The 26,584-nt window shown below is 70.7% G+C and carries 20 protein-coding genes and 1 pseudogene; 4 read left to right on the top strand and 17 right to left on the bottom strand.

All coding sequences use genetic code 11. From position 1 onward, the window contains the following. Positions 1 to 24 precede the first annotated feature (24 nt). The 12 genes and pseudogenes from ACZ42A_RS26850 to ACZ42A_RS26795 all read right to left on the bottom strand — a co-directional run bounded on the left by ACZ42A_RS26850 (position 25) and on the right by ACZ42A_RS26795 (position 16,259). A pseudogene (locus ACZ42A_RS26850) lies at positions 25 to 547 on the bottom strand (radical SAM protein). A gap of 38 nt (positions 548 to 585) precedes the next feature. Beyond that, positions 586 to 1,968, bottom strand: coding sequence for an L-serine ammonia-lyase (locus ACZ42A_RS26845; protein ID WP_468529817.1), 1,383 nt, complete (start codon positions 1,966 to 1,968; stop codon positions 586 to 588). Between the two features lie 67 nt (positions 1,969 to 2,035). Next, on the bottom strand, positions 2,036 to 3,295 hold the full coding sequence (glyA, locus tag ACZ42A_RS26840; RefSeq protein ID WP_468529816.1) for a serine hydroxymethyltransferase: 1,260 nt from the start codon (positions 3,293 to 3,295) through the stop codon (positions 2,036 to 2,038). Beyond that, the gene (gene gcvH / locus ACZ42A_RS26835) at positions 3,292 to 3,729 is read right to left on the bottom strand and encodes a glycine cleavage system protein GcvH (protein ID WP_468529815.1); all 438 of its coding nucleotides are present in this window, start codon (positions 3,727 to 3,729) and stop codon (positions 3,292 to 3,294) included. The genes glyA and gcvH overlap by 4 nt, the downstream gene beginning before the upstream one ends. Continuing rightward, positions 3,726 to 4,910: an NAD(P)/FAD-dependent oxidoreductase gene (locus ACZ42A_RS26830; protein WP_468529814.1), complete on the bottom strand. Its 1,185-nt coding sequence runs from the start codon at positions 4,908 to 4,910 to the stop codon at positions 3,726 to 3,728. The genes gcvH and ACZ42A_RS26830 overlap by 4 nt, the downstream gene beginning before the upstream one ends. A 172-nt stretch (positions 4,911 to 5,082) precedes the next feature. After that, the gene (locus tag ACZ42A_RS26825) at positions 5,083 to 7,755 is read right to left on the bottom strand and encodes a SpoIIE family protein phosphatase (RefSeq protein WP_468529813.1); all 2,673 of its coding nucleotides are present in this window, start codon (positions 7,753 to 7,755) and stop codon (positions 5,083 to 5,085) included. A 137-nt stretch (positions 7,756 to 7,892) separates the two neighbouring features. Next, positions 7,893 to 9,026 carry an aromatic ring-hydroxylating oxygenase subunit alpha gene (locus ACZ42A_RS26820; protein WP_468529812.1) on the bottom strand — a complete coding sequence of 378 codons (1,134 nt, stop codon included), beginning with the start codon at positions 9,024 to 9,026 and terminating at the stop codon, positions 7,893 to 7,895. 34 nt (positions 9,027 to 9,060) lie between these two features. Beyond that, complete coding sequence (gene solA, locus ACZ42A_RS26815; protein ID WP_468529811.1) at positions 9,061 to 10,209, bottom strand: N-methyl-L-tryptophan oxidase; 1,149 nt, start codon at positions 10,207 to 10,209, stop codon at positions 9,061 to 9,063. A 61-nt stretch (positions 10,210 to 10,270) separates the two neighbouring features. After that, positions 10,271 to 12,718, bottom strand: a complete 2,448-nt coding sequence (locus tag ACZ42A_RS26810) for a GcvT family protein (protein WP_468529810.1) — start codon at positions 12,716 to 12,718, stop codon at positions 10,271 to 10,273. A gap of 35 nt (positions 12,719 to 12,753) precedes the next feature. Then, positions 12,754 to 13,386 (bottom strand): MBL fold metallo-hydrolase, encoded by a 633-nt coding sequence (locus ACZ42A_RS26805; RefSeq protein ID WP_468529809.1) that lies wholly within the window; start codon positions 13,384 to 13,386, stop codon positions 12,754 to 12,756. Next, entirely contained in the window at positions 13,383 to 14,468 is a 1,086-nt protein-coding gene (locus tag ACZ42A_RS26800; RefSeq protein WP_468529808.1) for an S-(hydroxymethyl)mycothiol dehydrogenase, read from the bottom strand. The genes ACZ42A_RS26805 and ACZ42A_RS26800 overlap by 4 nt, the downstream gene beginning before the upstream one ends. Before the next feature lie 384 nt (positions 14,469 to 14,852). Then, positions 14,853 to 16,259 (bottom strand): MFS transporter, encoded by a 1,407-nt coding sequence (locus ACZ42A_RS26795; protein ID WP_468529807.1) that lies wholly within the window; start codon positions 16,257 to 16,259, stop codon positions 14,853 to 14,855. A 286-nt stretch (positions 16,260 to 16,545) separates the two neighbouring features. Between ACZ42A_RS26795 and ACZ42A_RS26790 the strand changes: the two genes are divergently transcribed. The 4 genes from ACZ42A_RS26790 to ACZ42A_RS26775 all read left to right on the top strand — a co-directional run bounded on the left by ACZ42A_RS26790 (position 16,546) and on the right by ACZ42A_RS26775 (position 19,552). Then, on the top strand, positions 16,546 to 16,824 hold the full coding sequence (locus tag ACZ42A_RS26790) for a cupin domain-containing protein (RefSeq protein WP_468529806.1): 279 nt from the start codon (positions 16,546 to 16,548) through the stop codon (positions 16,822 to 16,824). Positions 16,825 to 16,860: 36 nt separating this feature from the next. After that, the gene (locus tag ACZ42A_RS26785) at positions 16,861 to 17,667 is read left to right on the top strand and encodes an IclR family transcriptional regulator (protein WP_468529805.1); all 807 of its coding nucleotides are present in this window, start codon (positions 16,861 to 16,863) and stop codon (positions 17,665 to 17,667) included. A gap of 82 nt (positions 17,668 to 17,749) precedes the next feature. Beyond that, positions 17,750 to 18,622 (top strand): formyltetrahydrofolate deformylase, encoded by an 873-nt coding sequence (gene purU / locus ACZ42A_RS26780; protein ID WP_468529804.1) that lies wholly within the window; start codon positions 17,750 to 17,752, stop codon positions 18,620 to 18,622. Positions 18,623 to 18,754: 132 nt separating this feature from the next. Next, positions 18,755 to 19,552 carry an IclR family transcriptional regulator gene (locus ACZ42A_RS26775; protein ID WP_468529803.1) on the top strand — a complete coding sequence of 266 codons (798 nt, stop codon included), beginning with the start codon at positions 18,755 to 18,757 and terminating at the stop codon, positions 19,550 to 19,552. A gap of 42 nt (positions 19,553 to 19,594) precedes the next feature. Here ACZ42A_RS26775 and folP read toward each other — a convergent pair whose 3' ends face one another. The 5 genes from folP to ACZ42A_RS26750 all read right to left on the bottom strand — a co-directional run bounded on the left by folP (position 19,595) and on the right by ACZ42A_RS26750 (position 26,583). Beyond that, on the bottom strand, positions 19,595 to 20,512 hold the full coding sequence (gene folP / locus ACZ42A_RS26770; RefSeq protein ID WP_468529802.1) for a dihydropteroate synthase: 918 nt from the start codon (positions 20,510 to 20,512) through the stop codon (positions 19,595 to 19,597). 120 nt (positions 20,513 to 20,632) lie between these two features. Further along, positions 20,633 to 21,235 carry a sarcosine oxidase subunit gamma gene (locus ACZ42A_RS26765; RefSeq protein ID WP_468529801.1) on the bottom strand — a complete coding sequence of 201 codons (603 nt, stop codon included), beginning with the start codon at positions 21,233 to 21,235 and terminating at the stop codon, positions 20,633 to 20,635. Beyond that, positions 21,228 to 24,446, bottom strand: a complete 3,219-nt coding sequence (locus ACZ42A_RS26760; RefSeq protein WP_468529800.1) for a sarcosine oxidase subunit alpha family protein — start codon at positions 24,444 to 24,446, stop codon at positions 21,228 to 21,230. The genes ACZ42A_RS26765 and ACZ42A_RS26760 overlap by 8 nt, the downstream gene beginning before the upstream one ends. A gap of 12 nt (positions 24,447 to 24,458) precedes the next feature. Beyond that, the gene (locus ACZ42A_RS26755) at positions 24,459 to 25,691 is read right to left on the bottom strand and encodes a sarcosine oxidase subunit beta family protein (RefSeq protein WP_468529799.1); all 1,233 of its coding nucleotides are present in this window, start codon (positions 25,689 to 25,691) and stop codon (positions 24,459 to 24,461) included. A 31-nt stretch (positions 25,692 to 25,722) separates the two neighbouring features. Continuing rightward, positions 25,723 to 26,583, bottom strand: a complete 861-nt coding sequence (locus ACZ42A_RS26750) for a bifunctional methylenetetrahydrofolate dehydrogenase/methenyltetrahydrofolate cyclohydrolase (RefSeq protein ID WP_468529798.1) — start codon at positions 26,581 to 26,583, stop codon at positions 25,723 to 25,725. Between the last annotated feature and the right edge of the window lies 1 nt (position 26,584).

Below are 26,584 nucleotides of genomic sequence, written 5' to 3'. Positions count from 1 at the left end.
CGTTTGCGCTCTACGCCCGGAAGGTCAGCCCCCGATGGCCGACATCGGCCGGTCAGGCTGGAGGAAAGACGGCTCGTCGAGGCCGGAGCCGGCCTTCTTCCCCCACATCGCGCGCTTCCACAGCACCACGATCTCCTCGTCCGGCTCCCCGGAGCGCAACGCCCCGCGCAGGTCGGACTCCTCCCGGGCGAACAGGCGATGACTTCCGGGCATCAGGACGGCGTCGACCTTCACCGGGGTGAGCCCGGCGGCGCGAGCCGCGGCCAGGCCCTGAAGGACGTCGTGGTGGCGGTCCCGCCGGGTCAGGGCCTTGAAGACGGCGGGGCGCAGTGTGTCCAGCGAGACGTTGACCCGGTCCAGGCCGGCGTGCTTGAGGGCTTCGGCGGTCCGCTCCAGGCCGATGCCAGCGCAGGCCCTCTTCCGGCATGCAGTACGGGCAGCGCAGGTTGCTCCCCCACTCTCGGATTGGCTCGAGCGGGGGGACCCCCACGTCGGTGAGAGAGACCCGCAGGTCGGTGGCGACGCGACCGTGGGTGTCGATGAGCATGGCTGCGGCCCCTTCTCCCGCTGTGTCCATCTCCTTCCTCAGCACTCGATGACGTTGACGGCGAGGCCGCCGCGGGCGGTCTCCTTGTACTTGACCTTCATGTCGGCGCCGGTCTCCTTCATGGTCTTGATGACCTTGTCGAGGGAGACGTGGTGGCGGCCGTCGCCGCGCAGCGCCATCCGGGCGGCGGTGACGGCCTTGACCGCGGCCATGCCGTTGCGCTCGATGCACGGGATCTGGACCAGGCCGCCGACCGGGTCGCAGGTCAGTCCGAGGTTGTGCTCCATGCCGATCTCGGCGGCGTTCTCCACCTGCTCCGGGGAGCCGCCGAGCACCTCGGCGAGACCGCCGGCGGCCATCGAGCAGGCCGAGCCGACCTCGCCCTGGCAGCCGACCTCGGCGCCGGAGATGGACGCGTTCTCCTTGAAGAGCAGGCCGATGGCGCCCGCCGCGAGGAGGAAGCGGACGATGCCGTCCTCGTCGGCGCCGGGGACGAAGTCGAGGTAGTAGTGCAGGACGGCGGGGATGATGCCCGCCGCGCCGTTCGTCGGTGCGGTGACGACCCGGCCGCCCGCGGCGTTCTCCTCGTTCACGGCCATCGCATAGAGGGTCACCCACTCCATGGCCCGGCCCGCCGGGTCGCCCTCGCTGCGCAGCGCCCGAGCCGCCGCGGCGGCCCGGCGACGTACCTTCAGACCGCCGGGGAGGATGCCCTCGCGGCCCAGTCCGCGCGCGACACAGGCCTCCATGACCCGCCAGATCTCCAGCAGGCCCGCCCGGATCTCCGCCTCGGTGCGCCAGGCCTTCTCGTTCTCCAGCATCAGCGCGGAGATCGACAGACCGGTCTCCTTCGTCAGGCGCAGCAGTTCGTCGCCGGTGCTGAACGGGTGGGCGAGCACTGTGTCGTCGGGCTTGATCCGGTCCGCGCCGATCGCGTCCTCGTCGACGACGAAGCCGCCGCCCACGGAGTAATACGTCTTCTCCAGCAGCGGCACGCCGTCGCCGTCGTATGCGAAGAGGATCATGCCGTTGGCGTGGTAGGGCAGCGAGCGCCGGCGGTGCAGGACCAGTTGGGTCGAGGCATCGAAGTCGATCTCGTGGGCCGGGCCGATCTCGGCGCCGAGGAGGCGGATGCGTCCGGTGCTGCGGATCCGCTCGACGTCCAGGTCGGCCTGGGCGACGTCGACCGTGTGCGGCTCGTAGCCCTCCAGGCCGAGCAGCACCGCCTTGGGGGTGCCGTGGCCGTGGCCGGTGGCGCCGAGGGAGCCGAACAGCTCCGCCCGCACCGCCGTGGTCTGGGCGAGCAGGCCGTCCTGCTTCAGCCGGGCGACGAACATCCCGGCGGCGCGCATCGGGCCGACGGTGTGCGAACTGGACGGGCCGATGCCTATGGAGAACAGGTCGAAGACGCTGATTGCCACGCCATACTCCGTGGGATTGGAGGGGCGTGCCGAGCGGTCACGGCACGCCCCTGCGGGAGGGTGTCGGTTACAGGCCGGGGTAGAGCGGGTGCTTGTCGGCCAGCGCCTTCACCCGGGCCTTGAGCGCTTCGGCGTCGTAGGACGGCTTGAGTGCCTCGGCGATGACATCCGCGACCTCGGCGAAGTCCTCGGCCGTGAAGCCGCGGGTTGCCAGGGCCGGGGTGCCGATACGCAGGCCCGAGGTCACCATCGGCGGGCGCGGGTCGTTGGGGACGGCGTTGCGGTTGACCGTGATGCCGACCTCGTGGAGGCGGTCCTCGGCCTGCCGGCCGTCCAGCTCGGACTCGCGCAGGTCGACCAGGATCAGGTGCACGTCCGTGCCGCCGGAGAGCACGTTCACGCCGGCCTCTCGGGCGTCCGGCGCGGTCAGGCGCTCGGCGAGGATCTTCGCGCCTTCGACCGTGCGGCGCTGGCGCTCCTTGAAGTCCTCCGAGGCGGCGACCTTGAAGGAGACCGCCTTGGCCGCGATCACGTGCTCCAGGGGGCCGCCCTGGAAGCCCGGGAAGACGGAGGAGTTCAGCTTCTTCGCGAAGTCCTTCTTCGCCAGGATGATGCCGCCGCGCGGGCCGCCGAGCGTCTTGTGCGTCGTGGACGTCACCACGTCCGCGTACTCGACCGGGTTCGGGTGCAGCCCCGCCGCGACCAGACCGGCGAAGTGGGCCATGTCGACCCACAGGTACGCCTCGACCTCGTCGGCGATCCGGCGGAACTCCGCGAAGTCCAACTGCCGCGGGTACGCCGACCACCCGGCGATGATCACCTTCGGGCGGTGCTCCTTGGCGAGCCGCTCCAGCTGCGCCATGTCGACCAGACCGGACTCGGGGTCCACGTGGTACGGGACCACATTGAACTGCTTGCCCGAGAAATTGATCTTCATGCCGTGGGTGAGGTGGCCGCCGTGGGCCAGGTCCAGGCCGAGGATGGTGTCGCCGGGCTGGGCCAGGGCGAACAGGGCGGCCTGGTTGGCGGAGGCGCCGGAGTGGGGCTGGACGTTGGCGTACTCGGCGCCGAACAGCTCCTTGATGCGGTCGATGGCGATCTGCTCGGTGACGTCGACGTGCTCGCAGCCGCCGTAGTAGCGGCGGCCCGGGTAGCCCTCGGCGTACTTGTTGGTCAGGACCGAACCCTGCGCCTGCAACACCGCGACCGGCGCGAAGTTCTCCGAGGCGATCATCTCCAGGGTGGACTGCTGGCGCACCAGCTCCGCGTCGACCGCGGCGGCGACCTCCGGGTCGAGCTCGTGCAGGGGCTGGTTGAACAGGGTCATCGGCGGTCTCCTTGGGTGTGGGCGCAGTGGGCGGCGTAGGCATCGGGGGTCAGCGCGCCGGCGATGTTCTCGACCCGCAGCCGGAACAGCCAGCCGCCGGTGTAGGGGGCGGCGTTGACGACGCCGGGGTCGTCGGCCAGCGCGGTGTTGACTTCCAGGACCCGGCCCGAGGCGGGGGCGTACAGGCCGCTGACGGCGGTCCGTGACTGGATCTGTCCGCAGCTCTCCCCTGCCTCGACCCAGGAGCCGACCGCGGGCAGACGGATGTCGACCACGTCACCGAGGGCCTTCGCCGCGAACGCGGTGATGCCGACGGTGGCGTTGCCCTCGTCCACGACGAGCCACTCGTGGTCCCAGGTGTACCGCAGGTGCCGCGGAATGCTCGTGGCGGTCTTCCCTGCGGATTCCAGGGAGAGTTGAGGCCCGGACGTCATGACACGACGGCCGCGGAGGCGGGGACGAGGGTGCGGCGGAGCCGGTTGAAGAACTTCAGCTGGTTGAGGGAGAGGACGGCGACGGGGGTGCCGCCCTCGCGCCGGTAGACGGCCGTGAAGGTGCGGCTGTCGATGTCGCCCTCGACTACCTCGGGCTCGGCGCCGGGGGCGACGTGTCCGGCGACCTGGATGCGGACCTGGTACTGGTCGGACCAGAAGTACGGCGGGTTGAGCGGGGCCTCGGCCGACACACCGGTCAGCAGGGTGCGGGCGGCGGTCTTCGCCTGCTCGGTGGCGTTGCTCCAGTGCTCGATGCGGGCGTGCCGTCCGGTGAACGGGTGGGGGCAGCGGGCGACGTCACCGACGGCGACCACGCCCGGGACGCCGGTCGAGCAGCCGGTGTCGCACACCACTCCGTCGTCCACCTGTACGCCGGAGCCGGCGAGCCAGTCGGTGTTGGGCCGCACGCCCACGCCGGCCACGACGATGTCGGCGGGCAGCACCCGCCCGTCGGCGAGCCGTACGCCGGTGACCCGGCCGTCGCCGATGAGTTCGGCCACGCCGGTTCCGCACAGCAGCCGAACGCCGTGATCGCTGTGGAGCGAGGAGACCACCAGCCCCATCTCCCGCCCGAGTTGGCGCTCCAGGGGTACGGGGAGCGCCTCGACGACGGTGACGTGGAGCCCGAGCCGGTGTGCGGTGGAGGCGACCTCGGCGCCGATGAACCCGGCGCCGATGACGACGACCCGGGGCAGGCCGTCGAGCAGTTCGGCACGCAGGGCCTGGGCGTCGTCCAGGGTGCGCAGGGTGTGGACGCCCGCCAGCCCGTCGCTGCCGGGGAGGGTGCGGGGGCTGGCGCCGGTCGCGATGACGACGCCGTCGGTGCGCACATGCCGTCCCCCGGTCAGGGTGACGGTGCGAGCGACGGGGTCGAGCCGCACGGCGCGCTCGCCGAGCAGCCACTGCACGTCCAGGGCCTCGTATTCGTCGGCGTCGCCGAGCGCGAGCCCGTCGGCGTCGATGTCGCCCTTGAGGAAGTCCTTGGACAGTGGGGGGCGGTCGTAGGGGGTGTGGCGCTCCTCCCCCACGACGACGATCTCGCCGTCATAGCCCTCTGCGCGCAGCGCGCGGACCGTGCTCAGTCCTGCCAGCGACGCTCCGACGACGGTGATGCTCCTCATGCCGGCTCCAGACGGGAGATTGTCTCACATAACACAACGACATTCGCTATACGCAACATGCTTTCCGCGCGATGCGGCGTTGTCAAGGGAGGCGTCGCATATCAATTTCTGATGATGCGCCACGTTGCGCAGATCGCAACCCACGCGGAACGGGGAACTTGGGCGTCCACGGTTACGGCGCCGACTCGTCCCACTGGTCCAGGAGCAGGTCGCCGATGGCTTCGTCGAACCCGGACTCGGTGGCGTCCAGGGCCTGTTCGCTCCAGATGACCTTGCCGCGATCGGTGTACCGGGTGCCCCAGCGCCGGGCGAACTGGGCGACCAGGAACAGCCCTCGGCCGCCCTCGTCGGTGGTGGCCGCGCGGCGCAGATGCGGGGAGGTGCTGCTGCCGTCGGAGACCTCGCAGATCAGACTGTCCCGGTCGTACAGCAGCCTCAGGCGGATGGGGTCGCCGCCGTAGCGGATGGCGTTGGTGACCAGTTCGCTGAGGATGAGCTCGGTGGTGAAGGCGATCTCGTCCAGACCCCAGTCCTGGAGCCGGCGGGCGCAGGCGGCGCGGAGGGGGGCCAGCGCGGCGGGGTCGGAGGGTACGTCCCAGTCGGCGACGCGGTCCGGGTCGAGCCGCCTGGTGCGGGCCACCAGGAGGGCGATGTCGTCACGGGGGCGATCGGGCAGCAGGGTGTCGAGCACCGCCTGACAGGCCTGTTCCGGAGTCCGTTCGGGGTGCGCCAGGGCCTCCCTGAGGAGGTCGAGGCCGACGTCGATGTCCCGGTCGCGGTCCTCGACGAGCCCGTCGGTGTACAGGGCGAGCAGGGAGCCGTCGGGCAGTTGGAGTTCGGCCGTCTCGATCGGCAGGCCGGCGCCCAGGCCGAGCGGTGGTGAGACCGGGACCTCGGGGAATGTGACGGAGCCGTCCGGGTTGACGACGGCGGGCCCGGGGTGGCCGGCTCGGGCGATGGTGCAGTGGCCGGAGACGGGGTCGTAGATCGCGAACAGACACGTGGCCCCGGTGACGGCTTCGGTCTTCCCCTCGGCCGTCTCCGCCTCGTCGATACGGGCGACCAGCTCGTCCACATGGCTCAGGAGCTCGTCGGGGGCGAGGTCGAGGGCACAGAAGTTGTGCACCGCGGTGCGCAGGCGGCCCATGGTCGCGGCCGCGTGCAGGCCGTGGCCGACGACATCGCCGACGATGAGGGCCACGCGGGCGCCGGGCAGCGGAATGACGTCGAACCAGTCCCCGCTGACCCCGGCCTGGGCGGGCAGATAGCGGTAGGCCACGTCCAGCGCCGACTGCTCGGGCAGGGCGTGCGGCAGCAGGCTGCGTTGCAGGGTGACCGCCATGGTGTGCTCGCGGGTGTAGCGGCGGGCGTTGTCGACGGCGACCGCGGCACGCGCGGCCAGCTCCTCGGCGAAGGCGAGATCGTCCCGCGTGAACGGCTTCCGCTCCGAGCGCCAGAAGTCCACCATGCCCAGAACCGTGCCGCGGGCCCGCAACGGCACGGTGATCAGGGAGTGGATGCCGAAGTCCACCACGCGCCGCGCCCACTCCGGATCCTGCGCGTGCCAGCCCGGCGCGTCGCTCAGATCGGGCAGCAGCACCGCGTGACCGCTGTGCAGGCTCTGCGTCTGCGGCATGGTCGGGACGAAAGTGCGCCGCTCCCCCGCCGGGGTCAGCGGGTGATCGTCGCGGATCCCGCGTACGGCGATGCGGTCCATGGTCGGGTTCGCGCCCCCGTTCGGTTCGTCTCCCTGCCGCACCGCGTGCAGCACCTCGACGGTGACGAAGTCGGCGAACCGGGGAACGGCGATCTCGGCCAGCTCCTCGGCGGTGCGCACCACGTCCAGCGTGGTGCCGACGCGCATGCCGGCGTCGTAGAGCAGTTGCAAGCGTTCGCGCGCCACCTCGGCCCGCCCTGCCAGGGAGCGCAGCTCGGTGGTGTCCCTCAGGGTCGCAACGCTCCCGGTCGGGGCGGTCGGCCGCAGGTTGACGGCCAGCAGCCGTTCCCCGGCCAGGACCACCTCGTCGGTGGCGACCCGGCCCGACGTCAGCAGCTCGGCGGCGCGCGGGGCCAGCCCGAGCTCGGTGACGGGTTTGCCTTCTTCGTCCTCGGGCAGGTCCAGCAGCCGACGTGCCTCGTCGTTGGCCAGCAGCAGCCTGCCGTCGCCGCTGACGACGACCACGCCCTCCCGTACCGAGTGCAGGACCGCGTCATGATGCTCGTACATCCGTGTCATCTCGGCCGGATCCAGACCGTGGGTCTGCCGCCGCAGTCGCCGGCTCACCAGCGCCGTCCCGCCGGTGACCAGCGCGAGCCCGCCCACGGCGGAGCCGAACAGCAGCGGCAGCTGTTCCGCCACTCGCTCGTTCACGTTGCGCAGCGTGATGCCGACGGACACCAGTCCGACGACCTCGCCGTCGGTGTCGAAGACGGGAACCATCGTGTCCACGGACCGTCCGACGCCGGGCGTGTCATAGACCTCCTGGTGCACCCGGCCCGCGAGCGCTTCGGCGTAGGAGCCGTCGACGCGCTTGCCGATCAGGTCCGGATCGGGGTGCGTCCAGCGGATGCCGCGCGTGTCGAACGCGATGACGTAGTCCACCCCGGAGTTCTTCCGGGCCTCCTCGGCCCGCGGCTGCAGCAGCGCACTGGGGTCGTCGGACTTGATGGCGGCTAGCGTCCCTGGGGCATGCGCGAAGATCTCGGCGCCGACGAGCGAGCGATCACGGGCGTCCTGCAGGCTCGTGCTGCGGGCCTGCAGTACGAGGGCCGCCACCGCGGCGATCATGAGCAGTCCGACGACGGCCACCTGTAGGGCGAACACCTGCCCCGCGACGCTGTGCATACGCAACCCAGAGAGCAGGCGGACCAGAGATCGCCGCGATCTGGACCTGTCCATGGATCCAGTATTGGCCATGGCCCGTCCACCTGCCGGAGGGGCCGCAACAGCAGGTGGACGGGCGGTACCGGGGGTGGGGAGGGTCAGTGTGCGGGGCCTACCTCGAGCTTGTTCTGCAGCCAGGTGTGGAATTCGCCGATGTGGTGCTCGCTGGGCACCAGGACACCGCCCTTGGCGTACGCCCTCGAGCTCATCGCCGGCTGGGTGCGCTCACAGGCATCGAAGTCCTGCTGGTTGACCCGGTGGAACAGCTCCACCGAACGGTCCACGTCTTTGCCGCTCTCCACGACGTGCGGCAGGTACAGCCAGTCGCACTCGACGACCGTGCGGTCGTGAGCCATCGGGTACATGCGGTGGAAGATCACGTGGTCGGGCACGAGGTTGATGAAGACCTGCGGCCGGACGGTGATGGCGTAGTAGCGGCGGTCCTGGTCCTCGGCGACGCCGGGGATGCGGTCCAGTCCTTCGGAGCCGTCGACGGTGAAGCCCTGGATCTCCTCACCGAACTCGGCGCCGTGGCCGACGTAGTACTGGGCGGCATAGCCGTCCGCGAACTCCGGCAGCACCTCCGTGAGTTCGGGGTGGATGGTGGCGCAGTGGTAGCACTCCATGAAGTTCTCGATGATGAGCTTCCAGTTGGCCTTGACGTCGTAGGTGATACGACGGCCCACCTTCAGGTCGTCGATGCCATAGCGCTCGATCGACTCGAGGTCGCCGAGCCGCTCGACGACCGCGCCCAGCACGTCGGCCTCGAAGGAGGGCGGCTCGTCGGCGAGGCACACCCACACATAGCCGAGCCACTCGCGCACATGGACGTTGATCAGGCCGTACTCGGTGCGGTCGATGTCCGGCATCGACGTCAGGTTGGGCGCGGCGACCAGCTTGCCGTCCAGTCCGTAGGTCCAGGCGTGGTAGGGGCACTGGAAGGCGCGCTTGACCTCGCCGGACTCCTCGGTGCACAGCTTGGCCCCACGGTGCCGGCAGATGTTCAGGAATGCCTTGATCGAGCCGTCCCGGGAGCGCGAGACGAGCACGCTCTCGCGGCCGACCTGGTAGGTGCGGAACGCGCCGGGCTTGGCCAGGTCGGCGGCGCGGGCCACGCAGAACCACATGTTCTCGAAGATCCGCTCCTGCTCCTGGGCGAAGACCGCGGGGTCCGTGTAGTACTCGCCGGCCAGCGTGGGGATCAGGCTGGGCGGCAGGTTCGTGATGGTCATCGTGTCACCTTCGGAAGATTCAGATTCGGAGGATTCAGACGCGCACGCGGCGGGGGTCGAACAGGGCGATGGGGTGGTCGGTGGTGCCTTCGGTTGCCAGGTCGGCGAGGATCTCGCCGATGACGGGGACGAACTTGAACCCGTGGCCGGAGAAGCCGCAGGCCACGATCACCTGCGGATGCTCGGGATGGTGGGCGAGGACGAAGTGCTCGTCCGGCGTGTTGGCGTACATGCAGGCCGCGCCCTTGAGAAAGCGGCCGGGCAGGCTGGGGATGCGCGGCCGCAGGTACTCGGCCATGGCCGCGATCTCGTCCGGGTGGATCCGGCGGTCGAGGTGGTCGGGGTCGCTGGGGACGCCCTTGCGGAAGAAGGCGACCTTGGCACCGCCGTCGGGGCCGTCCAGCGAGGGGAAGCCGTAGATCTGGGTGCCGTCCGGGTCCTCCCAGATGTAGACGGGGTGCCGTTCGGCGCTGAACGGACGGATGCCGCCCTCGGGCTGGAACCAGTACATGACCTGGCGCTCCACCGTCACGCGCACGCCGAGGTCGGTCAGGAGCCTGGGCGCCCAGGCCCCGGGTGCGATGACGAGCCGGTCGGCGGTGTAGGCGCCGCGGTCGGTGACCACCCAGGCCTTGCCGCCCGGGCCGTCGGCCTCCCAGCCGAGGACCATTTCCGCGAAGTGCAGGTCGGCTCCGTGGGCCCGGGCCAGATCCAGGTGCGCGGTGACGGTCGCCTCGGGCCGGGCGATGCCGGCCTTGCGCTCGTGGAAGGCGACGTCTTCCGCCGCCGGGTTGAAGGTGGGGAAGCGGCGCCGGATGTCGGCCGCGCCCAGGACCTCGTGGTCCAGCCCCCACTCGTGGGCGCTGCGCAGGGTGCCGGCGAAGGCGGCGCTGTCCTCGCGGCCGATCATGAGACCGCCGGTCTCGGTGAAGACCTCGCGGCCTGAGTCGGAGGCGAGCTTCTCCCACAGTTCGTGGGCACGCAGGAGCAGGGGTACGTAGGCAGGGTCTTCGAAGTAGGCCTGCCGGTAGATACGGGATCCGCCGTGACTGGAGCCGAGGTTGTGGGCCGGGCCGAAGCGCTCCAGGCCGAGCACGCGCTGTCCGCGGGCGGCGAGGTGATAGGCGGCCGCGCTGCCCATCCCGCCCAGGCCGACGACGATCACGTCGTACGAAGAGGCCATGTGTCCATCTCCTGGGAATCTTGCCGATGAGGGTGTGGTGGTGCCGGTGCTCAGGACCGGTTCAGCGGCGGATGCGGGACATCTCGGGGTCGAAGAGGGGCTCGGCGGTGGTGACGGCCGGGATCTTGGCGCCGAAGTACTCGATCTCCACCGGGGTTCCGGGGACGGCGTGTTCGGCGGGCAGCCAGGCGTACGCGATGGGTGCGCCGATGGTGTAGCCGTAGGCGGCGCTGGTCACGTAGCCGACCGGGCGGCCGTCCACGTACACCGGTTCGTGCCCCATCACCACGGACTGCTCGTCCTGGATGACCAGCGGTGTGAGCCGGCGGGCGACCGTCTCGTCGCCGATGCCCTCCAGCGCGGCCCTGCCGGTGAAGCGCTCCTTGTTGCGGCGTACGGCGAAGCCGAGTCCGGCCTCGTAGGGGTTGTGCTCGGTGGTCATGTCATGGCCCCAGGAGCGGTACCCCTTCTCCAGGCGCAGGCTGTTGAAGGCGCTGCGGCCGGCCGCGATGATCCCCAGCTCCTGCCCTGCCTCCCACAGGGTGTCCCACAGCCTGGCGCCGAGGTCGGCGGTGGTGTAGATCTCCCAGCCGAGCTCGCCGACATAGCTCAGCCGCATGGCGGTGACCGGGACGTCGCCGAGGTAGGCCTGCTTGGCCTTGAAGTAGCCGAAGCCCTGGTGCGAGAAGTCGGTGTCGGTGAGCGGCTGGACGAGGTCGCGGGCGAGCGGGCCCCAGACGCCGAGGCAGCAGGTGCCGGCGGTGATGTCCCGTACCTGTACCGAGCCGTCGCCGGGCAGGCGCCGGCGCAGCCAGTCCAGGTCGAGGTTGCCGTTGGCACCAATCTGGAAGCGCTCGGTCTCCAGGCGGGCGATGGTCAGGTCGCTGCGGATGCCGCCGTCGGCGTCGAGCAGCAGGGTGTAGGTGACCGAGCCGACCGGCTTGTCGAGCTGGTTGGTGGTCAGCCGCTGGAGGAAGGCGAGCGCTTCGGGGCCCGTGACCTCCAGCCGCTTCAGCGGGGTCATGTCGTACAGGGCCACGCGCTCCCGGGTGACGAGGGCCTCGGCACCGGCGATCGGCGACCAGTAGTGGGACGCCCACGCGTTGCGGCCGGGGACGCGGGCCACCTCGGGCAGTCCGGCGTTGGCCTCGTACCAGTGCGGGCGTTCCCACCCGCCGCCCTCCAGGAAGACCGCGCCGAGGGCCTCCTGCCGGGCGTGGAAGGGGCTGGTCCGCAGGGGGCGGGGGCGCTCCGCCGGTTGCAGCGGGTGCAGGATGTCGTACACCTCGGCGAAGTTCTGGCAGCTGCGCTCCATGACGTACGACGGCGCCAGCTGGACTTCCTCGAAGCGGTTGAGGTCGCACTCGTGGACGTCGGTGGCGGGCCGGCCGTCGACCAGCCACTCGGCCATGGCCTTGGCGACGCCTGCCGAGTGGGTGACCCACACGGCCTCCGCCAGCCAGAAACCCTGCACCTTGGGCGACTCGCCCATCAGCGGCATGCCGTCGGAGGTGAAGGAGAAGATGCCGTTGAAGCCCTCCTCGACCTTCGCGTCGGACAGGGCCGGGAGCAGGGCGAGGGAGTCGGCCCAGGCGCCCTCGAAGTCGGCCTCGGTGAACTCCAGTGAGGACGGCATCACGGCGTCGCGCGGGTGCGCCACGTCATCCAGGCTGACGGGCATGGGGCGGTGGGCGTAGGAGCCGATGCCGACGCGGTCGACAAGTTCGCGGTAGTAGAGGCCGGCGTCCTGGTTGCGCAGGATCGGCAGGGACGCCTCGGTGTGCTCGTCGTTGCGCCCGGCGAGGGCCGGGAGTGCGGTGGTGCGGGCGTACTGGTGAGCAAGGGGCACCAGGGGCACCGGCTGCCCGACCATGCGGCCGATCCTCGGGCCCCAGAAGCCGGCGCAGGAGACGACGATGTCCGCCGGGAAGGTGCCCTGGTCGGTGACGACCGCGCTGACCCGGTCCCCTCTCGTCTCGATCCCGGTCACCGTGTGGTGGGCGTGGAACCGGGCTCCGCGGGCCGTCGCCAGGCGGGCCTGGGCCTCGCTCGCCCGCAGCGCCTTGGCCAGGCCGTCGCTGGGGATGTGGAAGCCGCCGAGGATCCGCTCGGGGTCCAGCAGGGGGTGCAGTACGGCGGACTCCTCGGGCGTCAGAAGGCGGCTGTCCACTCCCCATGAGGTCAGCCAGCCGTGCCGGCGCTGGATCTCCGCCAGCCGCTCGGGGCTGGTGGCCACCTCCAGGCCGCCGACCTGTTTGAAGCACCACTGCCCGTCCAGGGTCAGCGCGCTGTACTTGTCCACCGTGTACCGGGCGAACTCGGTCATCGTCTTGGAGCCGTTGGTCTGGAACACCAGACCGGGGGCGTGCGAGGTGGAGCCGCCCGTGGCGAAGAGCGGGCCCTGTTCCAGGACGGTGACGTCCGTCCAGCCGCGTGCGGTCAGTTCGTCGCTGAGCGCGCATCCGACGATGCCGGCGCCGATGATGACCACCTTCGGCTGTGCCGCCATGGTCTTCCTCCAGTTCGTAGTGCGGTGACGGGCGGTCAGTGGCCGCGGGCGATCCAGTCGTCGAGATGGGGTGCCTCGGCGCCGATGGAGGTGGTGGCGCCGTGGCCGGTGTGGACGGTGGTGTCTGCGGGGAGCGTGATCAGCCGGTCGCGGATGGAGGCGATGATGGTGTCGAAGTCGGAGAAGGAGCGGCCGGTGGCTCCGGGGCCGCCCTGGAAGAGGGTGTCGCCGGAGAACAGGGCGTCCAGTTCGGGCGCGTACAGGCAGACGGAGCCCGGGGAGTGGCCGGGCGTGTGCAGCACCTGGAGTTCGATGCCGGCCACGGTCAGGTCCTCGCCGTCGATCAGCTCCCAGAAGTCGGGCACCCGCAGGCCGTGCACCGTCTTCCACAGCACGGCGTCGGCCGGGTGGAGCAGGATCGGTGCACCGTAGCGGGCGGCCAGGGCCGGAGCGGCGTTGACGTGGTCGTTGTGGGAGTGCGTGCACACGACGGCGACCAGGCGCCGGTCACCGACGGCGGCGGCGATGGTGTCGGCGTCGTGCGCGGCGTCGATGACCAGGACCTCGTCGTCGTTGCCGATCAGCCAGACGTTGTTGTCCACCTCCCAGCTGCCGCCGTCCAGTTCGAAGGTGCCGGAGGTGACGAGGTGTTCGATCCGGGCAGTCACAGGACCACGACCGAGCGCAGGACGTCGCCGTGGTGCATCTTGGCGAACGCGGCCTCCACGTCGTCCAGGGTGATCGTCTCGGTGACGAAGTCGCCCAGGTCGAAGCGGCCCTGGAGGTAGAGGTCGATCAGGGCGGGGAAGTCCCGGGAGGGCAGGCAGTCGCCATACCAGGACGACTTGAGCGCCCCGCCGCGGCCGAAGACGTCCAGCAGGGGCAGGGCGAGGGTCAGCTCCGGGGTGGGGACGCCGACCAGCACGGCCGTACCCGCCAGGTCGCGGGCGTAGAAGGCCTGTTTGAAGGTCTCAGGGCGCCCGACCGCGTCCACGACGACGTCGGCGCCGAAGCCACCGGTGCGTTCACGGATCGCCTCGACGGCGTCGGTCCGGGAGGAGTCGACGGTGTCGGTCGCGCCGAACCGCTCCGCCCACTTCAGTTTCCGCACGTCGACGTCCACGGCGATGATCCGGCTCGCACCGGCCACCTTGGCGCCCGCGATCGCGGCCATGCCCACGCCGCCGCAACCGATCACCGCGATCGAGTCGCCGCGGCCCACGCCGCCGGTGTTGACCGCGGCACCGAACCCGGCCATCACCCCGCAGCCGAGCAGGCCGGCCGCTGCGGGCGAGGCGGCCGGGTCCACCTTGGTGCACTGGCCGGCGGCCACCAGGGTCTTCTCGGCGAAGGCGCCGATGCCGAGGGCCGGGGACAGCGGGGTGCCGTCGGCCAGGGTCATCGGCTGGGTGGCGTTGTGGGTGGCGAAGCAGTACCACGGCTTGCCCTTGCTACAGGCCCGGCAAGCCCCGCAGACGGCACGCCAGTTGAGGACGACGAAGTCACCGGGCGCGACGTCGGCGACGCCCTCGCCGACCGACTCGACGAAACCGGCCGCCTCGTGGCCGAGCAGGAAGGGGAACTCGTCGTTGATCCCGCCCTCCCGGTAGTGCAAGTCGGTGTGGCAGACGCCGCAGGCCTGCACCCGCACCAGCGCCTCACCGGGGCCGGGGTCCGGCACCAGGACGGTCTCCACCGAGACCGGTGCGCCCTTCTTCCGGGCGACGACGGCGCGTACCTCGTGTGTCACGGTCGATCTCCTCGTCGAGGGACGGCCGAATGCGATCTTCGAGATCTTCGGCCTGATGTTCTGGATGGCGGGAGGACGTCGATCGCTCCCCGGAGCGATCGACAGGGGAGGGAGAGGGCTTCACCCGGACCGGGTGAAGCTCTGGAGGGCGCCGAGCCCATTGGTTGCATATCGCGCAACCTTCTTCGCTATAAGCAACGACCCAAACTGTCTCCCTGCGGACACCCACTGTCAAGGGGTTGGCCGAGCGAAGTTGCCATCCCGGCGAAAACGGACGCCGGACAGCCACGGATGCGGCGCCGGAAGCCCGCAGACATGCGGCCGGCCGGCCTCCGAGGAGGCCGGCCGGCCGCATGTCGCCCGGTTCGGTGACCTACCTGATCATCAACGCCCGAGACCGCTTTCGCGCAGGCTGCCGCGACGGTCCTCGCCCACCGCCGGGGGCGGCGCGGAGCCCGGCACGGCACTGGTCTCCGCCAGGGTGCGGCCCCGCGTCTCCTCGGCCCACGCGAACGACACCAGCCAGCCCACCCCGGTGATGCCGGCACCGATCAGCATGGTCGTACCGATACCCAGCCGATCCAGGGAGATCGGCAGCAGATACGTGCCGGCAGCGGCGCCGACACGGCTGATCGAGGTCGCCACGCCTCCCGCGGTGGCCCGGATACCGGTGGGGAACAACTCGTTGGGATACGTCCACTCCAGCACCGTGGGACCGCCCGACAGAAGGGCGTAGGCGCAGAAGCACACGATGACCACCGCGATGGGGAGTGCGTTGCCGCCACCGAGCACCGCGAGCGGCACCACCATCAGGGCGAACGACCACACGATGACGGGGCGACGCCCCACCCGGTCCACCAGCCGCAACGCGGGGATACAGCCCAGCACGAACACGACGCTGATCAGTGCCGAGCCCAGGTTGCTCTCGTTGCCCTCCCCGAGCCCGAAGGAGCCCAGGATGGCGGGACCGAAGGTGTACAGGGCGAACATCGGCGTGATCTGACACATGTAGAACAGCCCGCAGAACAGCGTGCGCCGCAGATAGGTGCCCTGGAACAGGTCACGGAACCTGCTTTGCTCCACCGACTGCTCGGCCGCCGAGGCCGCCAGCAGTTCCTCGACCGGGACGGTGCGATCGAGGGCCCTTTTGATCGCTTTCTGGGCGTCGGCGGTACGTCCCTTGTTCACCAGCCACAGCGGTGACTCCGGCGTACCGATGCGCATGAGCAGGATCAGGGCGCTCAGTACGGCACCCGAGGCGAGCATCCACCGCCAGGAGCCGTTGCCCGCGATCTCCGCCATCACGTAGCCGACGACATAGGCGGCCGCCGCACCGACGTACCAGGCCAGGATGAGGATGCCCAGCAGTCGGCCCCGGTGTTTGTTCGGCACCCACTCGGCCAGCAAGGACGTGGCGATCGGGTAGTCGGCACCGATGGCCATACCGAGCACGAAGCGCAGCACGACGAACTGCCAGGTCTCGGTGGCGAACACCGACAACACCGAGCCGCCGACCAGCACCGCCAGGTCGATGGTGTACATCGCCTCGCGGCCGAGCTTGTCGGTGACGGGGCCGAAGAACAGACCTCCCACGAAGATGCCGACCAGGGCCGCGGCACCGATGAGGCTCTCGTCCCCGGTGCTCAGGTTCAGCTCATTGCTCATGCCGATGAGCGCGACGCCGATGATGCTGAGCAGATAACCGTCCAGGAACGGGCCGCCGGCGCAGGCCCAGGTGAGTTTTCGGTGGAACTTGTTCAGGGGTGCCTCGTCGACGGCACGGATGGACATCTGATCTCCCGGAATGGGGGACGGGGGGACTGCGAGGATGTTGCGCTGAAGAAAACTCGCTTCCTCATACGCAACCGAACATCGATCGCATGTCGCCGTCAAGACGGGATGCTGAACCTCTTACGGCTTCCACGGACATCGCCCCGCGCCCTCACCGCACGGGCGCCCCCGCACCCTTGACGACACCTCACTCCATCAGCATGATGTTGCACATTGCGATGTCTGTTCTGCATAGAGAAACACCACGCTGGACACACAAGCCCCGGGAAAGATCGGACTTGACACCATGACGATCAGCTTGAACGCCGGTTCACTGTCCTCCGCCGAGTTGGAGGACGATCGGATCGTCAGCGGCACCTGGGAGCGCGACCCCGGGGAGTCGGCCTGGGACTTCGCCGACCGCGGGGAGATCATCCACATGCTCTCCGGACGCATGACCTGCGAGGAGAAGGACGGCACGACGACCGAAGTCGGCCCCGGCACCACCGCCGTGTTCCCCATCGGCCGGCAGGGCACGTGGACGATCCACGAGACGCTGCGCAAGGTCTTCGTCATCTACAAGTAGACGTCCACAGGGGACCGTTGTGTGCGAGGTCACGTAATGGCAGACGCCTTCTACCAGCCGGAGCACTCGCACCAGCCGGAGTCACCCGTGCAGTCGGTCGACCGGGCCGTGAGCATTCTTGAGTTCCTCGGCAGCCACGAGGAAGCAGGCGTCACGGACATGGCCGCCGCACTCGGCGTGCACAAGTCCACCGCGTCGCGGCTGGCGACGGCCCTGGAAGTGCGCGGACTCATCGAACAGACGGAGGACCGGGGCAAGTACCGGCTCGGCCTCGGCCTGATCCGTCTGGCCGGCGCCGCCACGGTCCGGCTGGACCTCTCCCAGCAGAGCCGCCGGGTGTGCGAGCAGCTGGCGGACCAGGTCGCGGAGACCATCAACCTGGCCATCCTCGACCGCGACGCCGCCATCAACATCGACCAGGTGCTCGGCCCCTCGGCCATCACCACCCACAACTGGCTGGGCCGGCGTACGCCGCTGCACGCGACGTCCAGCGGCAAGATCCTGCTGGCCCACCTGCCCGAGCCCGAGCTCGCGAGCAGACTCAGGGGCCCGCTGAAGAGCTATACACCGCACACCGTCACCGACCCCGGCACCCTCCGGGAGCAGTTGAAGCGCGCTCGCGCGGACGGCTGCGCCTACAGCGTCGAAGAGCTCGAGGAAGGTCTGAACGCGGTGGCGGCTCCGGTCCTCACCTTCAACGGAGAGGTGATGGCGGCCCTCAGCGCCGCCGGGCCGTCCTTCCGGCTGACCGAGCAGCGGCTGCCGGAGGTCTCCGCCGTGGTGCGGGCGGCCGCCGAGAAGATCTCGGAGCGCCTGGGCCACTTCCGCCGGACCACCTCTTGACCACCCGGCGACCCCCATCCAATCATGTTGCGCATAGCTCACAATGTTGCGCAATTTGCACCACCGACCGACGGAGGAAGGCATGTCTCCTCGACCGCAGCCCGGCCGTGAGTTCATCCTCACCCTTTCCTGCCCCGACCAGGCCGGCCTCGTCCACGCAGTGACCACCTTTCTCGTGAGCCACTCCGGCAACATCCTGGAGAGCCAGCAGTTCGACGACCGGTTGCAAAACCGCTTCTTCATGCGGGTGCACTTCGATGTCTCGGACCCCGGCATCTCCCTGGAGGACCTGCGCACCGGCTTCGGCCCGGTCGGCCAGGCGTACGGCATCACCTGGCAGCTGCACGACGCGTCGACCCCGACGCGCACGCTGATCATGGTGTCGAAGTTCGGCCACTGCCTGAACGACCTGCTGTTCCGCAAGTCCACGGGCGCGCTCAACATCGAGATCCCCGCGATCGTCTCCAACCACCGCGACTTCGAGCCGCTGGCGCAGAGCTACGGCATCCCCTTCCACCACATTCCGGTGACCAAGGACACCAAGGCCCAGGCCGAGGCGCGGCTGCTGGAGCTGGTGCGCGAGCTGAACGTCGACCTGGTGGTACTGGCCCGCTACATGCAGATCCTCTCCGACGACCTGTGCAAGCAGCTCGACGGCAAGGCCATCAACATCCACCACTCGTTCCTGCCGAGCTTCAAGGGCGCCCGGCCGTACGTCCAGGCGCACGAGCGCGGTGTGAAGCTCGTCGGGGCCACGGCGCACTACGTCACGCCCGACCTCGACGAAGGCCCGATCATCGAGCAGGACGTCGTCCGCGTGGACCACTCGCACGACCCCGACGAGCTGGTCACCATCGGCCGCGACGTCGAGGCACAGGTACTCGCCCGCGCCGTCGAGTGGCACAGCGAGAGCCGGGTGCTGGTGAACGGGAACTGCACAGTGGTCTTCCGCTGACGAGGCGGGCCGTGCGACCATGCGGGCGGCCGGCTCCGGCCGTCCCGCGCCGCCCTCCACGGCCCCGGCCGGCCCCCACGGCCCCGCGGGATCCGGTGGAGCCTCTTGGAGGCCCACGCATATAGTTGCGCTATGAGCAACTACACCGCAGATAGCGAAACAGCGAGCCCCGCGGTGAACGGTGTGCAGTCCGTCGACCGCGCCGTCAGCGTCCTGGAGATCCTCGCCCAGCGCGGCGAGGCGGGCGTCAGCGAGGTGGCCGCCGAGATCGACGTCCACAAGTCGACCGCTTTCCGTCTGCTCGGGGCTCTGGAAGCGCGTGGCCTGGTCGAGCAGACGGCGGAGCGGGGGAAGTACCGGCTGGGCTTCGGCATCGTCCGCCTGGCCGGCGCGGTCACCGGCCGCCTCGACATCACCCAGCAGGGCCGCCCGGTGTGCGAGCGGCTCAGCGAGGAGATCGGCGAGACCGTCAACATCGCCGTCCTGCAGGAGCACTACGCCGTCAACCTGTACCAGGTACGCGGCCCGGGCGCCGTCGGCACCCACAACTGGGTCGGCCAGCTCACCCCGCTCCACGCCACGTCGAGCGGCAAGATCCTGCTGGCCCATCTGCCGGAGAAGGAGCGCGCCGACGTGCTCGCGGAGTCCGGACTGCGGAAGCTGACACCGCACACCCTGACGGCCAGGACGAAGCTGGAGAAGAACCTCGCCGAGGCGCGGGAGCGCGGGTACGCGGTGACGCTGGAGGAGCTGGAGATCGGTCTGCACGCCATGGCGGCCCCGATCCGTTCCCGCGACGGCGAGGTCATCGCCGCGCTCAGCGCCTCCGGCCCCGCGTACCGCTTCACCGAGGAACGCATGCACGAGCTGGCCCCCGCGCTGATCGGCGGCGCGCAGGAGATCAGCCGCAGGATGGGCTATCTGGGCTGAGGCCCCCCTCAGGGTCGCCCGGCCCAGCGGCGTTCAGCGCGCTCAGCTCAGCGGCGACCGCGCCGACGCCGCCTCAACGCCCCAGCGCGCTGTCACACGTACCGCGTCGGCCGTCGAGGCGACGTCGTGCACGCGCAGGCACCAGGCGCCCTGTGCCGCGGCGAGCACGGACACAGCGGTCGTCGCGGCGTCCCGCAGCCGCGCGGGGCGGGGTTCTCCCGTCGTCCGGTCCGCCAGCAGGCTGCCCAGGAACGACTTGCGTGACGCGCCCACGAGGACGGCGTGCCCCAGGGCCATGACGTCCCCGAGACGGCCCAGCAGCTCCCAGTTGTGGTCGGGCGTCTTGGCGAAGCCCAGCCCGGGGTCGACGACCAGGCAGTCCGGCCGTATCCCCGCCCCCAGCGCCGCGTCGATCCTCAGCCGCAGCTCGTCGAGTACATCGGTGACGACGTGGTTGTAGACGGCGTTCGCCTGCATGCCGGCGGAGTGCCCGCGCCAGTGCATCAGCACGTACGGTATGCCCGCCCGGGCCATCAGCGGCACCATCGCCGGGTCGGCGAGCCCCCCTGAGACGTCGTTGACCAGCCGCGCGCCCGCGTCCATGGCGCGGGCGGCGACCTCGGCCCGCATGGTGTCGACGCTCACGATCGCGCCCGCCGCGGCGAGTTCCCGGACGACGGGCAGGACGCGTCGCAGCTCCTCCTCCACCGGCGGGCGCGTCGCGCCGGGGCGGGTCGACTCGCCGCCCACGTCCACGATGTCCGCGCCTTGTTCGAGCAGGGCGAGGCCATGTGCGACGGCCGCGTCCGCGGCGAACGACAGCCCGCCGTCCGAGAACGAGTCCGGGGTGACGTTCACGACGCCCATGACCAGCGTCCGGCCGGGCCGTGGCAGCCCGTGCGGGTGGATGCCGGGCGTGCCCGGGTGGGGAGAGGTGGTGGCGTGAGCCGTGACGGTCACAGGAGTCCAGCTTTCGAACGTACGACGATGAGGTACCGCGCAAAGCCCTGTGGGAGCCCCTCGGCGGAGCTCCCACAGGGAGGACGGGCGAACCCGCCCGTGTCACTCGGACGTATTCCGTCAGACGTATTCCGTCGCCGCGTCGAGCAACCAGTCCGCCAGATAGCCGGCGAACGTCGAGCGCACCAGGACCCAGAACCCGGCCCTCGGATCGTCCCGGGCGACCAGGACGACCTGTGTGCGGCCCAGCGTCGTCTGGGCGCAGCGCCCGGCGCCGAAGGCCCGCGGGTGCAGGTCCAGCGGACAGCCGTGGGCCAGCAGGTCACGGGCGCGCGGGCCCGTGACCAGCAGCGTGGTGCGCTGCGCGGAGACGTCGATCACGGAGACGAACTCGTCCCCGGCGGCCTGACGGATCCGGCTCTCCAGGTCCCGCTCGCTCCCCGGCGGTCCCACCAGCAGCCACTCGTCAGGGCCGAGGCACAGCGCGGTCAACTCCCCCGCGCGTACGACGGTGTTCGGCTGGAGCGGCAGTTGGAGGTCCAGGGCGAGCCCGACGGCTTCCGCCGCCGCTCCCTTGGCGTCGAGGCGCACGTTGAGCTGGGCCAGGAAGGGGAGTTCGGCCAGCCGGACCGCGCCCCCGGAGGTGCGTGTCGCGGCGGCCAGGTGGTCGGCGACGTGCGACAGGGGGCTGCGGGGCTGGGCGGTAAGGGCGGTGTCAGCCATCGCGGCGGGCTCCCTCGGGGTCGTAGAGGACGGGGCCGGCGACGGTCACCGGGACCAGCTGGTCGCCCACGGGGGCGTACAGCCGCTCGCCGATGCGGTCCCGGCCGCCCTTGATCAGGGCGAGCGCGAAGGTCCGGCCGAGGGCGGCGCTGCGGTAGCTGGAGGTGACGTGGCCGAGCATGGGTACGGGCGGGGTCGGCAGCACACTGTCGGCGATCAGGTGGGTGCCCTCCGGGAGGAAGGTGCCCGGGTCCTCGGGGAGGAGGCCGACCAGGTGCTTGCGGTCGGGGCGGGACGTGTCGGCGCGGGCATAGGAGCGCTTGCCGATGAAGTCCGGCTTCTTCTTCGACACCACCCAGCTCATGCCGAGGTCCTGAGGGGTGACGGTGCCGTCGGTGTCCTGGCCGATGATCGGGTAGCCCTTCTCGGCGCGCAGGACGTGCATGGTCTCGGTGCCGTACGGGGTGATGCCGTACGGGGCGCCGGCCTCGTACACCGCTTCCCACAGGGCGAGGGCCCGCCAGGGCGAGACGTTGATCTCGTAGGCGAGTTCGCCGGAGAAGCTGATCCGGCAGACTCGGGCCTCGATGCCGGCGACGGTCGTCTCGCGCCATGCCATGAACGGGAAGTCGTCGTTGGCGACGACCAGTTGAGGTGCGAGCGCCGCGAGGACCGCACGGGATTTCGGGCCGACCAGGGCGACCGTGGCCCACTGCTCGGTCACGGAGGTGCAGTGGACCTTCAGCTCGGGCCACTCGGTCTGGAGCCACTCCTCCATCCAGTCGAGTACGGCGGCGGCGTTGCCCGTCGTCGTGGTGACCAGGAAGCGGTCCTGGGCGACGCGGATGACCGTGCCGTCGTCGAAGACCATGCCGTCCGGGCGGCACATGACGCCGTAGCGGATCATGCCGACCTTCAGGGTGCTCATCATGTTGGTGTAGAGCCGGTCGAGGAAGACGCCGGCGTCCGGACCCTGCACATCGATCTTGCCGAGGGTGGAGGCGTCCATGAAGCCCACGCTCTCGCGGGTCGCCCGGCACTCGCGCAGTACGGCGGCCTCCATGTCCTCGCCGTCCTGCGGGTAGTACCAGGGCCGCTTCCACTGACCGACGTTCTCGAACAGGGCGCCGTGCGCGACATGCCATTCGTGGATGGCGGTCGTGCGGACCGGATCGCTCAGCGCACCCCGGTCACGGCCCGCGAGAGCGGCGAACGAGACCGGCGTGTACGGCGGGCGGAACGTGGTCGTGCCGAGCGCCGAGATGTCCACGCCGAGCAGTTCGGCGACGACGCCGCTGGCCAGGACGCCGGAAGTCTTGCCCTGGTCGTTGGCGGTACCGGCCGTGGTGTAGCGCTTGGTGTGCTCGACCGAGCGCAGGCCGGCGCCGGTCGCACGGGCCAGGTCGTCGACGGTGACGTCACGCTGGAGGTCGACGAAACGGGGGGCGTCGTCCGCGCCACCCGGGACGACGTGGACGTGCATGGGGGACGTGTGCCGCGGCTGCGCGGCCACTTGCGGGAGGCGGGGCGCTTCGGCCGTGTAGCCCTCGGCCTCGACGGCGCGGGCGCCGGCGGCCGCGCCCTGTGCCAGGACCGTGGCCGGGTCGAGAACGCCGCTCGCGCTGCCCACGACCTCGACCGCCTGGCGGCAGGTGTCGGGGACGAAGGAGCCGAGCGTGTCGTCGTAGCGGAGTTTGCCGCCGGACTGGCTGAACAGGTGCGCGACCGGGTTCCAGCCGCCGGAGACCAGCAGCAGGTCGGCGGCGAACTGCCGCTGCCCCGCGGATTCCCCGTACGGCGCGACGGTCACGGCGGTGAGCCGCGTGTCGCCTTCCGTGCCGGTGACGGCGTGGCCGGGCAGGACTTCGATGCCGGCCGCCCTCGCGCGATCGGCCCACTCGCCCGGTTCGGGGCGGGTGTCGACGATCGCCGTGATGGCGAGGCCGGCCGAGGCCAGGTCCAGCGCCGCCGCGTACGCGCTGTCGTTGGTCGTGAAGACGACCGCGTGGCGGCCGGGCAGGGCGCCGTGGCGGTTGACGTGGGTGCGGGCCGAGGAGGCCAGCATCACGCCGGGGCGGTCGTTGTCCGCGAAGGCCAGCGAGCGCTCGTGGGCGCCGGTGGCGAGGACGACGCGGCGCGCGCGGATGCGCCAGACGCGTTCGCGGGAGACGTTCTCGGGGGCGTCGGCGCCGAGGTGGTTGGTGCGGCGTTCGACGGCGAGGAGGTGGTTGTCGTCGTAGTAGCCGAAGACGGTGGTGCGGGGCAGGACGCGGACCTCGGGGGCGGCGTCGAGCTGCTCGGTCACCTCCCGTACCCAGTCGAGGTGTTCGGCCGTGCCGAGGAGGCTGCCGCCGGGTTCCGGCTGGTCGTCGGCGAGGATGACGCGGGCGCCGCTGTTCGCTGCCGCGGCCGCTGCCGCGAGGCCGGCCGGGCCGGCGCCCACGATCAGCAGGTCGCAGTGGGCGTGTACGGCGTCGTAGCGGGCCGGGTCCGGCTCCGTGGCGAGGCGGCCCTGGCCGGGGAGGCTGGTCGCGACCAGGCCGTCGTACAGCTCGACGGTTGTCGCGGGGAGCATCGGCTCGGGGAAGGGTTCCTCGATCTGGATGACCGCGTTGGGTTCTTCGACGCCGGCGGAGAAGATGCCTCGGGGGCGGCCCAGCTTGATGCTGGTGCCGGCCTGCATGACGCCGTTGGCGAGGAGGGCGGAAGCGAGGGTGTCGCCTCGGAAGCCGAGGTATTCGGTGCCGTCGAAGGTGAAGGTGAGGGGGGTGTCGCGGTCGATTCGGCCGCGGGTCGCGTGGCGGAACGGCTGTGTCTCGCCCCCGCCGCCCCTACCCGTCCCATCCTGAAGGGGCTCCGCCCCTTCGACCGCGGCGGGGGCTTCGCCCTCTGGGGCTGCCGCCCCAGACCCCGCTGAAAACACCGGCCTCGGCTCAAGAGTCGCCGGGCGTTCGTCTCCCGTCCTGTACACCGCCAGGATCTGGTTCGTCGACGTGTCCCGTACCGCGTTGAACCAGCGGCGGCAGCCCGCCGCGTGGCTCCAGCGCTCGGCGAAGGGGCCCTTCGGGTTGTCGCGGAAGAACAGGTAGCGGGCCCACTCCTCGTCGGAGAGGGAGGCCGGGTCCTCCGGATACGGGACGTGGGCCTGGCCGCCGTAGTGGAACTCGGCCTCGTCGCGGGGCCCGCACCACGGGCAGGGGATGAGCAGCATGGGTTCGGCTCCCTAGTGGGCCACCGCGGCCGCGCCGTGCTCGTCGACGAGCGCGCCGGTGGTGAAACGGTCGAGCGAGAAGGGGGCGTTGAGGGCGTGCGGGGTGTCGTGGGCGATGGTGTGGGCGTAGACCCAGCCGACGCCGGGGGTGGCCTTGAAGCCGCCCGTTCCCCAGCCGCAGTTGAGGTAGAGGTTGTCGACGGGGCTGAGACCGATGATCGGTGAGGCGTCGGGGCTGACGTCGACGATGCCGCCCCAGGTGCGCAGCACATGGGCGCGGGCGAACACCGGGAACAGCTCCAGGGCCGCCGACATCTGCTCTTGGATGATGTGGAACGCGCCGCGCTGGGTGTACGAGTTGTACGCGTCGATGCCCGCGCCCATTACCAGCTCGCCCTTGTGGGCCTGGCTGACGTACACGTGGACGGCGTTGGACATGACGACCGTCGGGTGCACCGGCTCCAGCAGTTCCGAGACCAGGGCCTGCAACGGGTGGCTCTGGACGGGGAGTTCGATGCCCGCCATGGCGGCGAGGACCGAGGTGTGGCCCGCCGAGCAGAGTGCCACCTTGCCGGCCGCGATGGGGCCGAGGCTGGTCTGGACTCCGACGACGCGGTTGCCGACGACGTCGAGGCCGGTGACCTCGCAGTTCTGGATGATGTCGATGCCGGCGGCGTCCGCCGAGCGGGCCAGGCCCCAGGCGACGTAGTCGTGCTTGGCGATACCCGCGCGAGGCTGGTACGTGGCGCCCAGGACCGGGTAGCGCACGTCCTGCGAGATGTTGACGATCGGGCAGACTTCCTTGACACCCTCGGCGTCGAGCCACTCCGCGTCCACACCGTTGAGGCGGTTCGCCTCCACGCGGCGCACACTGTCGCGGACGTCCTGGAGGCTGTGGGCCAGGTTCAGCACGCCTCGCTGGGAGAACAGGATCGGGTAGTCCAGCTCCTCCGCCAGGCCTTCCCAGAGCTTGAGGGCGTGCTCGTAGATGCCGGCGCTCTCGTCCCACAGGTAGTTGGAGCGGATGATCGTGGTGTTGCGGGCCATGTTGCCGCCCGCGAGCCAGCCCTTCTCCAGGACCGCGACATTGGTGATGCCGTGGTTCTTCGCGAGGTAGTGGGCGGTGGCCAGGCCGTGTCCGCCGCCGCCGACGATCACTACGTCATACGATCGCTTGGGCTCGGGATTACGCCACAGGAAGTCGGGGTGGTCGGGGAGTTCGGCGCCGGGGGTGCGGGGGCTCATCGGACGTCTCCGTCGTGGGGCAGGGACAGGTTCATACGGTGGTCGCGTTCCTCTCGGCGGCCTCGACGACGTTGGCGAGCAACATCGCTCGGGTCATGGGGCCCACACCGCCGGGCATGGGCGCGATCCATCCGGCGACCTGGGCGGCGTCCGGGTGGATGTCGCCGACCAGGCCCTGGTCGGTGCGGGTGATGCCGACGTCCAGGACCACGGCGCCGGGGCGCAGCATGTCCTTGGTGACGAGTCCCGGCGAGCCGGCGGCGGCGATGACGATGTCCGCCTCGCGTACGTGCCAGGCCAGGCCCTTGGTACCGGTGTGGCACAGGGTCACGGTGGCGTTCTCGGAGCGGCGGGTGAGGAGGAGGCCGATCGGGCGGCCTACCGTGATGCCCCGGCCGATCACGCAGACGCGGGCTCCCGCGAGCGGTACGTCGTGGCGGCGGAGCAGTTCGACGATGCCGCGCGGGGTGCACGGCAGCGGTGCCTCGACGCCCAGGGTGAGCCGGCCGAGGTTGACGGGGTGCAGGCCGTCGGCGTCCTTGGCCGGGTCCATGCGTTCCAGTACGGCGCCCGCGTCCAGGTGGCGCGGGAGCGGGAGCTGGACGATGTAGCCGGTGCAGGCCGGGTCGGCGTTGAGCTCGTCGATCGTCTCCTCGACCTGCTGCTGCGACGCGTCGGCCGGCAGGTCCCGGCGGATGGAGGCGATGCCGACCTGGGCGCAGTCGCGGTGCTTGCCGGCGACGTAGGCATGGCTGCCCGGGTCGTCGCCGACCAGGACCGTGCCGAGGCCCGGCGGGCGGCCGTTGGTGGCCGTCAACTTGGCGACCCGCTCCGCGAGTTCGCGGCGGATGTCGGCGGCGGTCGCCTTGCCGTCGAGTGTCTGCGCAGTCATC

Source organism: Streptomyces sp. NPDC030838, assembly GCF_055572035.1.
Note: the sequence above shows the minus strand (reverse complement) of the source record. Positions and strands in the feature narration are given on the sequence as shown.

What these genes read in the sequence shown, in the direction of transcription:
- ACZ42A_RS26795 (WP_468529807.1), bottom strand. Translation starts at nt 16,259, where the DNA reads ATGTCCATCCGTGCCGTCGACGAGGCACCCCTGAACAAGTTCCACCGA.
- ACZ42A_RS26755 (WP_468529799.1), bottom strand. Translation starts at nt 25,691, where the DNA reads ATGAGCCCCCGCACCCCCGGCGCCGAACTCCCCGACCACCCCGACTTC.
- purU (WP_468529804.1), top strand. Translation starts at nt 17,750, where the DNA reads ATGTCTCCTCGACCGCAGCCCGGCCGTGAGTTCATCCTCACCCTTTCC.
- ACZ42A_RS26785 (WP_468529805.1), top strand. Translation starts at nt 16,861, where the DNA reads ATGGCAGACGCCTTCTACCAGCCGGAGCACTCGCACCAGCCGGAGTCA.
- solA (WP_468529811.1), bottom strand. Translation starts at nt 10,209, where the DNA reads ATGGCCTCTTCGTACGACGTGATCGTCGTCGGCCTGGGCGGGATGGGC.
- ACZ42A_RS26820 (WP_468529812.1), bottom strand. Translation starts at nt 9,026, where the DNA reads ATGACCATCACGAACCTGCCGCCCAGCCTGATCCCCACGCTGGCCGGC.
- ACZ42A_RS26810 (WP_468529810.1), bottom strand. Translation starts at nt 12,718, where the DNA reads ATGGCGGCACAGCCGAAGGTGGTCATCATCGGCGCCGGCATCGTCGGA.
- ACZ42A_RS26790 (WP_468529806.1), top strand. Translation starts at nt 16,546, where the DNA reads ATGACGATCAGCTTGAACGCCGGTTCACTGTCCTCCGCCGAGTTGGAG.
- gcvH (WP_468529815.1), bottom strand. Translation starts at nt 3,729, where the DNA reads ATGACGTCCGGGCCTCAACTCTCCCTGGAATCCGCAGGGAAGACCGCC.
- ACZ42A_RS26760 (WP_468529800.1), bottom strand. Translation starts at nt 24,446, where the DNA reads ATGCTGCTCATCCCCTGCCCGTGGTGCGGGCCCCGCGACGAGGCCGAG.
- ACZ42A_RS26830 (WP_468529814.1), bottom strand. Translation starts at nt 4,910, where the DNA reads ATGAGGAGCATCACCGTCGTCGGAGCGTCGCTGGCAGGACTGAGCACG.
- glyA (WP_468529816.1), bottom strand. Translation starts at nt 3,295, where the DNA reads ATGACCCTGTTCAACCAGCCCCTGCACGAGCTCGACCCGGAGGTCGCC.
- ACZ42A_RS26775 (WP_468529803.1), top strand. Translation starts at nt 18,755, where the DNA reads ATGAGCAACTACACCGCAGATAGCGAAACAGCGAGCCCCGCGGTGAAC.
- ACZ42A_RS26750 (WP_468529798.1), bottom strand. Translation starts at nt 26,583, where the DNA reads ATGACTGCGCAGACACTCGACGGCAAGGCGACCGCCGCCGACATCCGC.
- ACZ42A_RS26765 (WP_468529801.1), bottom strand. Translation starts at nt 21,235, where the DNA reads ATGGCTGACACCGCCCTTACCGCCCAGCCCCGCAGCCCCCTGTCGCAC.
- ACZ42A_RS26825 (WP_468529813.1), bottom strand. Translation starts at nt 7,755, where the DNA reads ATGCACAGCGTCGCGGGGCAGGTGTTCGCCCTACAGGTGGCCGTCGTC.